16 protein-coding genes are annotated in these 14,301 nt (G+C 32.6%); 5 read left to right on the top strand and 11 right to left on the bottom strand.

Going from position 1 to position 14,301, the window contains the following annotated elements:
- The first annotated feature begins 234 nt into the window (after positions 1-234).
- Positions 235-2,037 carry a subtype A tannase gene (locus tag IJL02_RS03190; RefSeq protein WP_292808944.1) on the top strand — a complete coding sequence of 601 codons (1,803 nt, stop codon included), beginning with the start codon at positions 235-237 and terminating at the stop codon, positions 2,035-2,037.
- Positions 2,038-2,233: 196 nt separating this feature from the next.
- On the opposite strand, the gene IJL02_RS03185 is transcribed toward IJL02_RS03190, so the two are convergent.
- The 5 genes from IJL02_RS03185 to IJL02_RS03165 all read right to left on the bottom strand — a co-directional run bounded on the left by IJL02_RS03185 (position 2,234) and on the right by IJL02_RS03165 (position 5,766).
- Positions 2,234-3,490 (bottom strand): STAS domain-containing protein, encoded by a 1,257-nt coding sequence (locus IJL02_RS03185; protein WP_292808943.1) that lies wholly within the window; start codon positions 3,488-3,490, stop codon positions 2,234-2,236.
- 371 nt (positions 3,491-3,861) lie between these two features.
- Positions 3,862-4,278: a PIN domain-containing protein gene (locus IJL02_RS03180; RefSeq protein ID WP_292808941.1), complete on the bottom strand. Its 417-nt coding sequence runs from the start codon at positions 4,276-4,278 to the stop codon at positions 3,862-3,864.
- Positions 4,275-4,517: a hypothetical protein gene (locus tag IJL02_RS03175; protein ID WP_292808940.1), complete on the bottom strand. Its 243-nt coding sequence runs from the start codon at positions 4,515-4,517 to the stop codon at positions 4,275-4,277. Before IJL02_RS03175 ends, IJL02_RS03180 begins: the two co-directional genes overlap by 4 nt.
- A 248-nt stretch (positions 4,518-4,765) precedes the next feature.
- Positions 4,766-5,245 (bottom strand): bacterioferritin, encoded by a 480-nt coding sequence (locus IJL02_RS03170; protein ID WP_292808939.1) that lies wholly within the window; start codon positions 5,243-5,245, stop codon positions 4,766-4,768.
- Positions 5,246-5,307: 62 nt separating this feature from the next.
- Positions 5,308-5,766, bottom strand: coding sequence for a MarR family transcriptional regulator (locus tag IJL02_RS03165; RefSeq protein ID WP_292808937.1), 459 nt, complete (start codon positions 5,764-5,766; stop codon positions 5,308-5,310).
- Between the two features lie 486 nt (positions 5,767-6,252).
- Here IJL02_RS03165 and IJL02_RS03160 point away from each other — a divergent pair, with 486 nt between their 5' ends.
- Genes IJL02_RS03160 through IJL02_RS03150 form a run of 3 tightly spaced genes read left to right on the top strand, consistent with a single transcriptional unit; the run spans position 6,253 to position 8,518 of the window.
- Positions 6,253-7,035, top strand: coding sequence for a TrmB family transcriptional regulator (locus IJL02_RS03160; RefSeq protein WP_292808934.1), 783 nt, complete (start codon positions 6,253-6,255; stop codon positions 7,033-7,035).
- A 6-nt stretch (positions 7,036-7,041) separates the two neighbouring features.
- Positions 7,042-8,268, top strand: a complete 1,227-nt coding sequence (locus IJL02_RS03155; protein ID WP_292808932.1) for an FprA family A-type flavoprotein — start codon at positions 7,042-7,044, stop codon at positions 8,266-8,268.
- Position 8,269: 1 nt separating this feature from the next.
- Entirely contained in the window at positions 8,270-8,518 is a 249-nt protein-coding gene (locus IJL02_RS03150; protein WP_292808930.1) for a hypothetical protein, read from the top strand.
- A gap of 577 nt (positions 8,519-9,095) precedes the next feature.
- Here IJL02_RS03150 and IJL02_RS03145 read toward each other — a convergent pair.
- The 3 genes from IJL02_RS03145 to IJL02_RS03135 all read right to left on the bottom strand — a co-directional run bounded on the left by IJL02_RS03145 (position 9,096) and on the right by IJL02_RS03135 (position 10,714).
- Positions 9,096-9,242, bottom strand: a complete 147-nt coding sequence (locus tag IJL02_RS03145) for a hypothetical protein (protein WP_292808927.1) — start codon at positions 9,240-9,242, stop codon at positions 9,096-9,098.
- A gap of 442 nt (positions 9,243-9,684) precedes the next feature.
- Positions 9,685-10,236, bottom strand: a complete 552-nt coding sequence (locus IJL02_RS03140) for a DUF2115 family protein (RefSeq protein WP_292797771.1) — start codon at positions 10,234-10,236, stop codon at positions 9,685-9,687.
- 10 nt (positions 10,237-10,246) lie between these two features.
- Positions 10,247-10,714 (bottom strand): DUF2115 family protein, encoded by a 468-nt coding sequence (locus tag IJL02_RS03135; RefSeq protein ID WP_292808925.1) that lies wholly within the window; start codon positions 10,712-10,714, stop codon positions 10,247-10,249.
- 124 nt (positions 10,715-10,838) lie between these two features.
- Here IJL02_RS03135 and IJL02_RS03130 point away from each other — a divergent pair, with 124 nt between their 5' ends.
- Entirely contained in the window at positions 10,839-11,435 is a 597-nt protein-coding gene (locus IJL02_RS03130) for an HXXEE domain-containing protein (protein ID WP_292797767.1), read from the top strand.
- Positions 11,436-11,441: 6 nt separating this feature from the next.
- Here the strand turns inward: IJL02_RS03130 and IJL02_RS03125 are convergent, their stop codons facing one another.
- From IJL02_RS03125 to IJL02_RS03115, 3 genes are read right to left on the bottom strand one after another with little or no spacing between them, the layout of a single operon-like run.
- Complete coding sequence (locus IJL02_RS03125) at positions 11,442-12,482, bottom strand: aldo/keto reductase (RefSeq protein WP_292808922.1); 1,041 nt, start codon at positions 12,480-12,482, stop codon at positions 11,442-11,444.
- Positions 12,483-12,496: 14 nt separating this feature from the next.
- Positions 12,497-13,060, bottom strand: a complete 564-nt coding sequence (locus IJL02_RS03120; protein ID WP_292808920.1) for a TMEM175 family protein — start codon at positions 13,058-13,060, stop codon at positions 12,497-12,499.
- A 48-nt stretch (positions 13,061-13,108) separates the two neighbouring features.
- Positions 13,109-14,224 carry a low temperature requirement protein A gene (locus IJL02_RS03115; protein ID WP_292808918.1) on the bottom strand — a complete coding sequence of 372 codons (1,116 nt, stop codon included), beginning with the start codon at positions 14,222-14,224 and terminating at the stop codon, positions 13,109-13,111.
- Positions 14,225-14,301 lie beyond the last annotated feature (77 nt).

Genomic DNA, 14,301 nt, shown 5'->3' with positions numbered 1-14,301 from the left:
ATAATGCCCAAATTATGTACAAATGATTTTGCCCGTATACTATACAAAATATTTACTACTTTTAGCTCTTACAGCATATATTTAATGTAGTGATATTTAAATACAGCACAATATATGAAATTAATGAATTTATTTTGATTAAAATATCAATACCAAATACAAATCAACTCTTTGAAATTTTTTAAAAAGCATTATTTACTTTCAATTATAAATGTTATGCATAATGGTGATATTATGAAAAATATGCATAAAATTCTCATCATTATTTTAATTCTTTTAATTGTTGTTGGGGGTTTTTTAATGTTTGGAAGTAATTCCCCACAAAAAGGTGATGGAATTTCATATAACGAATCAGCACTTTCTGAAAAACTCTCAATTAATATGAATAAATGGAATTATGATGAAACAAATGATATTTACTATCAAATAGGATTGGTTTATTGTACTAACCCTGAAGATACAAATTATGAATCCTGTGGAATTTACATTCCTGGAAAGTACTTCAATGGAGAGAAAAACTCAAATGGAACTTATACCTGCACAATAAATGATGCAGGCAAAATTGGAAATTACACTGCAAGTTCAGCACCGATTGTAATGCCTGTGAATACTCCTGGTTACTCTTCATGTGCTGCGCCAACCAGTTTTAGTGGAGATAGAGTGAAAGATTATGCTGATGCAGGATTTATTTATCTGGATGTCGGCTGTAGAGGAAGGGACAATGCAGAAGCGCCAGATGGAGTCACTGACTTGAAAGCCGCAACTACTTACTATAAATTTAACGGAGATGTGTTACCTGGAGATGCAGAGAAAGTCTTTACCTTTGGCCATAGTGGCGGAGGAGCACAATCCGCAATAATGGGTGCATCAGGAAACAGCGAACTATACAATCCTTATTTAGAAAATATAGGAGCTGCAATGGTGGATAAGGATGGAAACATATTGTCAAATGCCATTGAAGGAGCAATGTGCTGGTGTCCTATAACAAACCTTGACACTGCTGATGAAGCTTATGAATGGAATATGGGACAATACTTACGGGAAAACTCAACATTTACAGGTGCGTTAAGTGATGACCTTGCAACAGAATATGCAACATACATAAATGAATTGGGCCTGAAAGATCCAAATGGAAACACCTTAAAACTTGAACAAAGCGATTCAGGCATTTATACCTCTGGAAGCTACTATGATTACATGATGGAAGTAACAGAAGAATCATTGAATAACTTCCTATCAGATACAACTTTCCCATACACTCCATCATCCGGCGGAGATATGGGAGCAATGCCTTCCGGTGATGCTCCAAGCGATTCTGGAAGTATGCCTTCTGGTGAAGCACCTGGCGATAGCGGGTCCATGCCAACCGGTGATGTTCAAAGCAGTGACAGTTCAGATAGCTCACAAACTTATCAGACAGCACAGGACTATATTGATTCACTGAACGGCAATGATACCTGGATTGAATATGATTCAAATACAAACACTGCAAAGATTACAAGTCTTGAGGCATTTGTGAAACATTGCAAAAATCCATCAAAATCCGTTGCCGCTTTTGATGACTTGAATCGTTCACAGGCTGAAAACGGATTATTTGGTCTTGATGCCAACGGTTCATCCCACTTTGATCAAATATTATCTGACTTGCTTAACAATAACAGTGATAAATACTCCAAGTACATCGACTATTCATCAAATTATGCAAGTGAATACAAGGATGATTTAGCACAGATAGACAGTTTAAACAATACTATGAAAACAAGGGTTGACATGTACAATCCAATGTTTTATTTATGTGATTATTATGACGGTGCAGGTTCATCTGATGTTGCCAAATACTGGAGAATTAGCACCGGTATTGAACAGGGAGATACCTCACAATGTGTTGATGTGAATCTTTATTTGGCAGTGAATCAAAAAGCAGGCTCTGATAATGTTGAGTTTTCAACAGTTTGGGGACAAGGCCACACTCAAGCTGAAAGAAATGGTGACTCAACCAGCAGCTTTATAAATTGGGTGAATAATTGCTTAAATTAAGAAATCCTAATGGATTTCTCTTTTTTTATTTATAAATATAAAAAAATTTTTCCAATATCCAAAATATGGAATTGTGCAATACAATTGGAAACATAGAATAGATAATGAATGTGTTCTAAATAATTTTTCAAAGAATTTACTCAAATATAATGGCAATATACTAAAAATACTATACAAAATATTTATTACCTATCTCTTACACTATCATTATATCATGATTTGATAAATTTTCAGTGACCTTTTTATTACATGACTTCATTATAACTCCATCATCACAGTCATTTTGCATAATAAGAAGAACGCGTAGCCCTGCAGATGATACATATTCCAGTTTAGAACAATCAATGACCACACTGTTTACAGCATTATCTTTTTTAATCTTCTCATAATTAGCAAGAAGCTTAGGTGCGCTTAATGTATCTAAATTTCCGGACAAGATTAAATTAAGCCTATTGCCATCAATTGATGCATCCGCATTAAATGACTCTGTCTTTGCATCGAAAATATCAATAGATTCATCAACTGTAATTTTCCATATGCATATTTTCTTAAATCCTTCCTTAATCTGAGCTGCAATCTTAGGGTCTGCATTATCCAAACTTTTAAATTCAGGTACATGGTCTGCATATGGAAGTCTCTCCAACTTAAATCCCTTGGATTTAATATAATTTATTGCATTCATCATATTTTCCCGAACGTTTCCCCGGACGCTAACGGTTATTGTATTCTCTATGGCATTTACATCAGATTTATCATCAATTCTATACTTGGACTGCCACATAATCTCTCTTGTTCGCTCCCCATAGAATGCTTTCACTATCAAAAGGTAGAGAAGAGACATCTCAGGGTCAAGAGTAATCCAGCATCCTCCATGCTCTGCAAGAATCCGTTTAATATTGTCACACATTGCATCCATCTCAGAATCTGTAAGATACATCAGAAGTCCTTCTGTTGTTATACATACCTTCCCTTCAATCTTATCAAATGCAGACTTAAGTGATTGATAATTGGTTGCATCAACACCTTCGAAATTAACAAGGTTTTTTTGATCTTCTTCTAGAAGTGACATGATAACAGGTTCAACTTCATTAATTGTTGCGGGAAGATCCATTCCAACAAATTTCTTGCCGCTTTTTGCAAATTCAAGGGCTCGAGGTGTAAAACCGCACGGCAAGTCAACCTCTGTAAAACCAGATTCCATTGCGAGTTTTCCATTAGTAAAATATCTTACTTCCATAACAACGCCGTTACAGAAAAGGTCAGCATCATCGACATTAACTGTATCACTATTCTGAGTATTTTCCAGTGTAAGGCCCAACCTTTCAACTACATCATTGGCATCATCATTACCTGCTGCTGCTAATTGAAAAAGAGTCATCTTGGCAGTGTTAAATATAGGATTTGTTCTTTCCAGTAATCCTTCATCAATTTCTATTCCATCAAAATCAAACATATTATCCGTAATCTATCTTATGTTGACCAAACATTAATTTAAATTTAAAATAAATTCTTAAAAGGGATTTTGCCCGTATACTATACAAATATTTACTACTTTTCGCTCTTACAACATAATATTTAGTATCAGTCCATATAAATCTTATCAATAATATTTGGTGTTTTTAAAGTGGAAATAATAATATTGTTTATACAAGAACAACGAGTATTTTGGCGGTAAATTCAAATAAAAAAAAGAATAAATTTTAATAAAAATTCATTATTACCACTCTTTGAATCAAAAGACATGTCCATTCACATATAACATATCAGTTTAAATTTATAAGATTATCGTATTTTATGTAAATCCGCCAATAATTAAATTTTTTCTTATTTTAAGTCAAGTAATTTAATTTCATCAAATATTTTGAATTCCCCATCAAAGCTTGCAACATAATCTAAGTTATAATATTCATATATGACAACTTCCGAACAATCTATAAATCCCAATTTAAATTTGTTTTTATTGTATTTTTCAAAAATTGCAAATACATTATCATTGTACATGTTAATGCTGGATTCATCGATTATTGTGAAATTATCTTTCATATAGTTATATGCTAGTCTAACTAACGTAATATCCTTTGTTTTTTGGCCCAATATCGTTATTACTTCAGATACTATCCCATTTGAGATATAACAATCATTATCTAGAACTTCTTTGTTTTCTATTGCTCTTTGATGTAGAGGATCATTTTTTCTGAATATTGCAATGATGAATGATGAGTCCAATAAAATTTTTTTCATTTGTATAAACTCCTTTTTAGTTCAACAGCATCTCTCGGATCATCATCTTCAATAATTCCCAATACATCATCCAGACTTACTTTTTTTCTTGGTTTGATTACAATTTCATTATTCTCATTAATAGACCAATCAATGATTGTATCGTCAATAGTTAAATCTGTTAGTTTATTACGTATAGCTTTAGGGATGGCTAACTGATAATTTTTATATAAAGTTGTTGTTGCAATTATATTATCCATTATCTTCAGACTCCTTTAATTTCATTTAATTAATATTATATTTTCAGAGAATATAAAGTTATCTGAAAAATAATAAATTTACTAATTATAACGACATATCAAATTTCAAAATAACAATATAAATCACAAATCACGAAAACATTTTGATAATAAGTAAACAATAGTTCAATTACTATTGGAAACATGAATATGAAAAATAGTTTGTAGAAATAATATAAAAAGAGGGATTCAGCAATCCCTTTAAGTGTTTATTCGGCAGATACGCCATTGATTAATAATTGGGTCAAGTAATTTTCTTTTCCAATCATTTTAATTAAGTCTAATTGTTGTTCGCTCCAGCCCATATCATCTTCTTCATCCTTGAGATATACTTTCATTAAGTCATAGGTTGTTGCATCAAATATTCCGGAATCCATCATTTCGTTTAATAATTTAATTCCTTCAACAGATACATTGTAGTCATGTTCTATGAACTCTATGATATCAGTGTAGATTGGTTGTGCATCCTGTGCTTCCTGTTTGATTTCTCCACCTAAATCAAGAATACGGTCCATGAACTGTTCTACGAAATCCATTTCTTCAGTTGCATGAGTTGCATATTTGTCTCCTAATGCTTGGAAACCTAGACCTGCAAATATTTTAGATTGAATCCTGTGTCCGAATGAATTTGCGGACAATTCGGTTACAATTAACTGTAGTGCTTCAATTGTTTTTTCTTTATCAGACATAATTTTCACCTTAGTTAAATTACTTAAGATTCTTAAGTGCATAATTGAATATCTGAACTATACTATTTAAAATTAACGAATAAGTTAGCCCAATCGTAATATGCATGAATCATCTTCTTGAATTTTTCTGCCTCTTCATCACTGTAATCCTCAAAAAATTTAGAATCAAATTCATACATTTCTTTTAATAGTGAAGAAATAATTAATTTAGCTTTATCAGTAACATTGAGAATCTTTTTAGACTTATTATTTTCATCACTGCCACGATGTACCAATTCGTTTTTCTCAAGCCGTTTAATTATTTGAGCAACGTTAGCTTCTGAAACAAATAATATTTCAGACAATTCCCTTTGAGTTAAACCGGGATTATGATGAATGGTACTCAAATATGTGAAATCACGAGGAGTAATTTCAGGATAATTGTCTTTTAAATACTTGGTGTATTGAATGCTAATATAATCAATATATAGGGCTACCGGTGTGAAAGGTATTCTTTCATCGCCTGAATTTAAATCAATCATAAAAAACCACTTTAATATATATTATGTATTTTAAGTATTATAACTGATTCTAAAAAATTGAAGGATAATAAAATCTAAATTTTACATTAAGAATCAGATAACATATAATCCAAATGGAAACATAACCTCCCTTTTTAACATTAACATCAGCATTAGTTGTTCAAAACTTACATTCTGAAACAACTGCATATATACTGTAGTTTAAAACCAGACATGATTTCCAATATCCTGGTCGTTAATGTCAAAACCATCCAATTAAATCAAATCTAAAAAAGCAGCTATTGAATTATCAACATTATGTTAATGGAAAAACACGTTATTGAAATATTGTATTATTGTTAATCTTCAGTTTGTCTTTTTGAAATTTTTCTATTGAATTAATGCACATATAATAAATGTCACTAAATTTGTATGATTAGTTACAAAATTTATTAATAAAATAATCTTGAAATTTTAATCATAGTTAATTAGTATGGAAGTCGTCAAATGGAAAAAATGATAAATTCTCTCAAAAAGCTAGGTTTAAGCAGATATGAATCACAAGCTTACATCGGTTTGAACAAAATAATCACCGGCCAGGCGGATGAAATTGCAAAAGTTTCCGATTTACCCCGTTCAAGAATTTATGATATATTAAAAGGTCTTGAAGAAAAGGGTTTTGTTGAAATCAAGAGAGGAAGACCTTTGAAATACACAGTAGTTGAACCATCTGTGATATTTAAAAAACAAAAAGAAAAACTAATCAAAGAGTTAGAAACAACTGAAAATAAACTGGAAAACATTTACACTGACGAGATAGCTGAAGTGCAGGCCCCAGTATGGCTAATACATACTCCTGAAAAGATTATTGAAAAAGAAGTGGACCTTATTAAAAAGACTCAAAAATCCATAACATTACGTGCCGGTTTTCTTCTTAATGAAGAATCACAAGCAATGATAAAAGCAATTAGAAATAATCCCAACAATATTGATATCAAAATCCTTGCAAACCCAATTTGCTATGTGGAGGATGAAAAAATAGAAATCGTTGAAACATTTAAAAAAGCTAAACTGCCTAACCTTAAAATCATAAAAACAGATTTGCCAATGATGAAAATGTTAATAAGTGATGAAAAGGAACTTATAGGAACCTTCGCACAGTTCAACGGTGAATACAATTCAGTCATCCCCCAAACGGCAATCGGAGTAAACAACAAGTACTCTGCAATATGTAAAAACTTTAACGATCATTTTTTAAGACAATTTATGAAAATGAAAAATATGATGTGATATATTATGAAAGCGGAATCCGTAAAAATAGCCGATGGCGTGTACTGGGTTGGTGCACTTCATTGGAACACAAGAAGTTTCCACGGTTTTGCAATACCTGGAACAACATACAACTGTTATCTCGTATTTGGTGATGAAAAAGTTGCATTGATTGACAATGTCTACTCAGACGGCATGATAAATCAATTGAATGCAAGAATTGAAGATGCATTCGCTAAAGAAAATCGTGAAAACAAAATAGATGTATTCATTCAATGCCACACAGAACTTGATCACTCAATAGGACTTAAAGAAACCATTGACAAATATCCTGAAGCTGAAGTTTATGCATCTCCAAAAGGAGCCGACTTTTTGGAAAAGCAATACCACACTTACTCTGATGTTGAAATTACAACTGTGAAAACTGGTGACAGCATTGATTTGGGCGGTAAAACATTGAATATAGTTTCAGCACCTATGCTTCACTGGCCGGACAGCATGTTTGTAATGTATGCTGAAGAAGGAATACTATTCTCAAATGATGCATTCGGACAGCACCTGTGCTTATCCAAAAGATATGCAGAAGATTACTCTGAAGACTTCATTTTGAAAGCTGCTAAAAAATTCTTCGCCAATCTGGTGGTTTTAGGTGCACCGATGCTCAGGATGAAATTTCAGGAGCTGACCGATGCAGGAATTGTAGAACAAATTAAAATGATTGCACCTTGTCACGGTCAAATCTGGAAAGACCCATCAAAGATTGTTAAAGCATATTCAAACTGGGCAAGCGGTGTTTGTGAAGACAAAATCACAATTGTCTATGATACAATGCATCACTCAACAGAAAAACTGGCTTACCAGATAGCCGAAGGAATAATGAGTGAAGGCGTTGAAGCTGTAATGTATCATATGGAAAGCGACTATGAATCAGAAGTGGTAACAGACATTCTTGATTCAAAAGCAATTGCCTTAGGTGCTCCGACAATGATGAATAAGCCTTTCCCAAGAATCGGGAACCTGATGTACTGGCTTGACTGCCTAAACTTCAAGGGCACAACCAGCGAAAAGAATGCACTTGTATTTTCATCCAAAGGATGGGGCGGTGGAGCTATTGCTAAACTCCAAAGAGATTTGGAAAGTGCAGGCTTTACAATATTCGATACATTGGATGCAGTGTTCGTACCAGATGAAGACATTTACGCAAAAGCATTCCAGAAAGGAGTTGAACTTGCAAAATCAATAAAAAGTGAATAGAATGGCAAATTTAGACAATGATATTGAAGAAAAGATTGAAGAGATTATCGGCAAATACCAGAAAAGGGAAGCTAAGCTTTTAAACTATTTGATTGTAGATGATGAGATTACTTTCTTCCTGCCGTTATCTGATGATGAAAAGATTTCAGATGAGGATTTAGCTGAGATTTCAGAACTAATCAAAGGAGAATACATCCAAACAGAATCAGTCAACCAGGAATACAGAATCAAATTTAAATATGGATTATAGTGTATTTACTCTTAATCCCCCTTTTTTTCAAATTATTAGTCCATGATTATATTGGAAACATAGAATATGAATAGTTAATTAATGTTTTTCATGGATAATTTTTCAAAGAATTTAAAGTCAATATCCTGAAAAAACTATACAAAATATAATACTCTTTAGAAAAAAAGACAAAAATTATTCCTAAAAAAAGACTTAATTTTTAAAAATATCAACAAATTACACTTAATAATCTAATTAAATAATATATATCAAGTTAATAAAAAATAAACATAATATTAATGATTAATAAGTCAAATAACTTGAAAATAATATAGATTTTATTTTGCCCGTATACTATACAAAATATTTACTACTTTTAGCTCTTAGATTATAATATTTAGTATCAGTTCATATAAATCTTATCAAAATATTTTGGTGCTTTAAAAGTGTGATTAATAACTGTTTTTTTGAGCATGTGTAAAAAAGGAAGCTATGAAACACATATTAAAGCTAATCGTCATTTAAATTGTCAGTTTATCAAATTAGAAAATTTCGGATGAAATCCAACTAGGCTTCCAATTCGACATCATAGATTGTTTTACATTAACAAGTTAATGGTCAACAATAGATAGTAACTTGCTAGGAATAAATAAGAGACAGCAAGCACCATATTTTCAACAAGCAGGATGCCAATTCCCCCAACTTTAATTGGAGTGTTTTTAATTGAATGCTCTTTCCACTTCATAAAAACACCAAAAGATATGAGTTATTATATTAGTGTTTTAGAATTTGATATTTTATCTTAAAACTATTTATAATTTATTATTTTTTAAAATAAAGATTGTTTTAAGAATATAAAATTGTTTTTAGAATGAAATATTGTTTTAATTTGATAATAAGTGATGAATGAAACTTTTATATAGTTTGAAATTCATAATATCATATAACATCTTAGGATGTTTGGCAGGCATAATGCCGACCAATAGATATGAATATTGAATGAGGATGTGTCAAAATTTGTTTAACAAATTTGTCCTTATTCAATTTTTAAAATTCTATTTTTTAATATTCTCCAATAAATGTACAAAATATTTAGTACTTTTGCTCTCGAAGCATATATTGCAGTTCAAGGAAAAAAAGCTTTAAATTGCAATAGTTAATGTTAGTCATGATGAAAAAATATTTCCTTAAAATTCCAACTGTTCAGCAAGACAGATATTGCATACTGCATTCGGAGTGTCTATATTGGCTTCTTTTACAGGACATAGGAATTCGCCGTTTTCCTTTTTGACTTTCAAAGATCCCGGAAACGGCGTGCCCACAGGATGTATGGGTTCCCGTAAAATAAATGTTGCATATATTGAAGCTATCTCAAAAATCAATGGGGCTTTGGTTTTGGTCTCCTGTATTCCTGTTTCATAATGGGTTTTTAAAACTTCAACTGCTTCGCCAAATGATTCCCTATCAATGTTTTGAGGATAATTGTTATTGTCGTTTAAAATGTCTTTTATTCGAAACAAGAATGATTCGATATAGGATTTTTGGCTATCCTCACGATAGCTTTCCTGGACGTATTTGTTTTCTTCGATTACATGTGAGGTGAAATCCATCATGTCAAAGACTGAAATTGTTGATGAATACTTTTTAAGGATTTCCAAAACATCACTGCCAGTGGGGATATTGTCATCTATGATGAGATTTGAAAGTTCAGCGTACATTTCAAGGTATTCATCTGTCATTATGCTTCTCCTAGAATCCGAAAGCTAAACCTGCGTTTTTGCAGACACAATATCTGCACATTGAATTTTCCTCTTTAATACTCATTATTCGGGATTTGCATTTGTACTCACCATTTTGCATGAACACCTGGTCTTTTGTCGGATTGTCTCCAACAGGGTGTAGAGGTCTTTTTGCAATGAGTGCTAGATAAAGTGAAATATATTTTGTAAATTCCCTAGTCTCCTCATCTCCTCCTGCATAAGTGTCAAAGTAAAAGTCAATGTCATTTTTGAGGTTTTCAACCACTCCGTCCGCTATTTCAAAGTCGTCTGTAATGTTCAGGGTAAATATTTCATCCCATGCTTGTGAATTGTATTTGGCCAGGCTTTTTGTTATGGGATCCTTGTATCTGTCGTCTGTGACCTTGTTTCTCAGGTATTCAATAGGGTAATCCTTTAGGTTTCCCCTTATTTCTTCAAGTAATGCGGTTGCTTTCATAAATATCTATCTGTAAGTCATGAGTATATGCTATTTACTAAACAACTTTTCGAAAAAATGAAAAAAAATAATTTAAAGAATGACAATTAAATAATTATTTAAGTTTTTAAGATAGGTGTTCTTCATGATTGAGTTTATCAAAAAATATAACCTGCACATTTTCATTGTTTTGATTGCTATTTTAACAGTTTATGACTTTTTGAATTGGGACGGCATTTCCATTGTAAGGAAATTGGTAAATCTATTTGCAATATTAGCGATTCTGCATGAAATCGAAGAAAAATATTGGCCGGGCGGTTTTTTTGATTTAATGTTGAAGAAACTGGAAATAAATATCAATGATGTTGATGTGGGAAGAGCCAATTTAGCAGTATTTATATTCTGGTTAGTTTATCTGGGGTTGGGATACATATTTGATAACTTTGTATTTTTCTTCATGATGACAATCGTATTATCCGTTTTTGAAGCGTTCGTACACACAGCTGGAATTAAAATCCACAAATTAGATAAACCATACACACCAGGTCTTGTCACGGCATGGATTTTAGCAATAGCTGCAATATACTCAATTATCCAATTAAGCAAATTTAACCTTGCAAGCCCAATAGACTATTTAATCGGGACAATATTGTTTATTATAAGTTTCATGATATTAAGTTCACAAGTTTATGGAGGCATGGGAATAAACAGAAAAGAAATGATTAAAAAGATGCGAGAATAATTTGATTTAAATCCTATTTTTAGTGTGTTTAATCCAAACTTTCTCATTATCCCCTGCTGAAACCTTGTTGTCTGCCATTACCCCCACCAAATCATGAGCCACATATGGTTCCTCCAAATAGCCAATGTCATCATCTGTTAATGTCAAATCAACGGAATTGACTGCACCTTCAACATGATGCATTTTGGTGGCTCCTACAATCGGTGCAGTCACTTTTGTAAGCAGCCATGCCAAAGACACTTCAGTCATTGACACACCATAGTTTTGAGCGATTTCATCAACTCTTTTGATAATCTCCAAATCTTGCTGTTCGGAATTTTGATATTTCAATTTTGCATAAAAGTCTTCATTCAGTCTTTTGGATTCCTCACCAGGAAATCTGGACAGTCTTCCTGAAGCAAGCGCACTGTAAGGTGTTACAGCAATGTTGTCAGTTCGGCATAATGGAATCATTTCACGTTCCTCTTCTCTAAAAATCAAATTGTAATGGCCTTGAATTGATACAAATTTGGCAAAACCTTCCGCTTCAGCAAGTGCATTGGCCTTTGCAAGCTGCCAGGCAAAACAGTTTGATATTCCAATATATTTAACTTTACCTTCCTCAATGACCTCGTTTAGGCCTTCAAGAATGTCATATAACGGCGTGTTGTAGTCCCACATGTGATAGATATAAAGGTCAATGTAATCCAGTCCAAGATTTGACAGGCTTTTTTCAACCATATTGTGGATATGCTGTCTTCCAGATACATTGTTTTCAATATCCTCCTGTGAGCGTGGCAAAAACTTTGTTGCGACAACAATATCCTCACGTGAAGCGTTCTCCCTTATTGCTTTTCCAACATATTGCTCCGAAGTTCCATTCTGATAACCGATAGCAGTATCAAAGAAGTTAATTCCATTGTCGAGTCCGTTTGTAATTATTTCTATTGATTCTGTTTCAGGCAAGGTCCATGTGTGCATTCCATTTTCAGGATCTCCAAAACCCATACAACCCATACATATTCTGCTGACTTTCAAATCAGAGTTTCCTAATTTAATGTATTTCATTTAAATCCCCATATTCAACCGCTTTTTACATTCAAAAAAAGATTTGCAGCCATTATTAAAACATCCACCCCAATAATTATAGTAGTCAGTTCAGGAATGATGAATGCAACGATTAAAGCTATGAAATAACCTCCAAAAAGAAGCAACCTTGATTTATTGTCACGTACTTCATCTTTCGGTGCTTGGGGGTTTGCTTTTGTTATTGCAATATCTAAAAATTGAAATGATGCAGTCCATAAAATCAATGAAATAACATAAATGGCTTCAGCTAATGTTACATCTGACCCATTACCTACAAGCGCTGTTGTAAATGGAATCAATGTAATGAAAAATAACCAGATTCCATTAGCCAAAAATACTTTACCGTCAATTAAATCCGCTTTTTCAAATGCATTGTGATGTGATCTCCAAGCCAAATAGATTAATGAAAAACTGACCACATATGAGTAAAAAATAGGTACTTGAGATAATAGGAAATCAATAGAAATTGTTTGAGGAACCGCCAATTCCAAAACCATTATTGTTGCCGCAATTGCAACAATACCGTCACTTAAAGCCATTATCCTATCTTTATTCAAACTATCACCTTAAAACAATATTTGTAATTAAATATAATTAACTGTTATTCAGTTCCTTAAAAACATTTTATACTTCACAAGCAATACTTCAAAATTGCCGAATGTAATGATTAAGCTTCCGATTAAGAAAGCGTATAAATTTGAAATGAATATCAAAATAACGACAATTCCCACAATTGTGGTTCCTATCATCATCAGTACATCTCTTTTTGTTAATTTGATATTTTGCTTATAATATTCCTTATTTGCCATTATTGACAAGTAGAAAATAACCAGCGATACAATCATCAATCCGCTTGCAAATAAATGGTTTACTTCACCGGAGTGTACGAGCTCCAAAGCCACAGTGACCAGATTAATGCTGATTACAATAAAGTAATGGCTGAACATTAGTCTCAGTGACCGTTCCACTCTTTGATGTTCCATCAAACGATGAATCTGAATAACATATGAGCCGAACATTGTTAAAATTATAAAGAACACTAATATTGGAACCAGATTGAAGTTTGATGTGTCAAAGAAATGTGTAAGGCCGACAATCGCTTCACCGAATGTTATGATTGTCAACAGTTCAAATCTCTCAACCAGATGCGGGAAACTGATAATACTTTTGTCAAACTTGCCTCTGATAAAGAATGGTAAAAAGGCACCGGTTAAAACCGCAACGACATTTATCCAGATAACATAATCTGTCAAATTAAAAAGAGTGCATAAAATGGCTATTACATAAATTGTACAAACCACTGACAGTATTGTTATTGAATTACCTGCCGCACCATCCATTGAATGCTCTTTTTGAGCCTGAATGGAATACAATGCCACAACAGTCAATAACAGCACCAGCATTGAAAGGTCAAATGGAAACGCCATTGTAGCCCAATCATTGGAAATCGTATTTGCCATATAAATTACTGAAATCATGTTTACGCAGGCAAAAGCATAGTCATACCACTTCCACTGCCCATATCTGTTCACATAGTTTGTAAAATAAAGCCATGCCTGCAGAATCACAAATGAAGTAATCAAATAAGCAAAAAAGTTATATGGTGGAATTACACCATTTATCGGTTCTGAAATTAATGCTGTTAACTTTGATATTGCATATACAAAAATCAAATCGTAAAATAATTCAATCAGTTCAACAGGTTTTGTTTTGACTTCCATTAAAATCACTTACTAATGAAATATATCTTTTAAATTATTCTTAAATTTTGTTTTTAGCAACTATTAAAACCACAGCA

The sequence above is a fragment of the Methanobrevibacter sp. genome (assembly GCF_017427765.1).
GTDB lineage: Archaea > Methanobacteriota > Methanobacteria > Methanobacteriales > Methanobacteriaceae > Methanocatella.
Note: the sequence above shows the minus strand (reverse complement) of the source record. Positions and strands in the feature narration are given on the sequence as shown.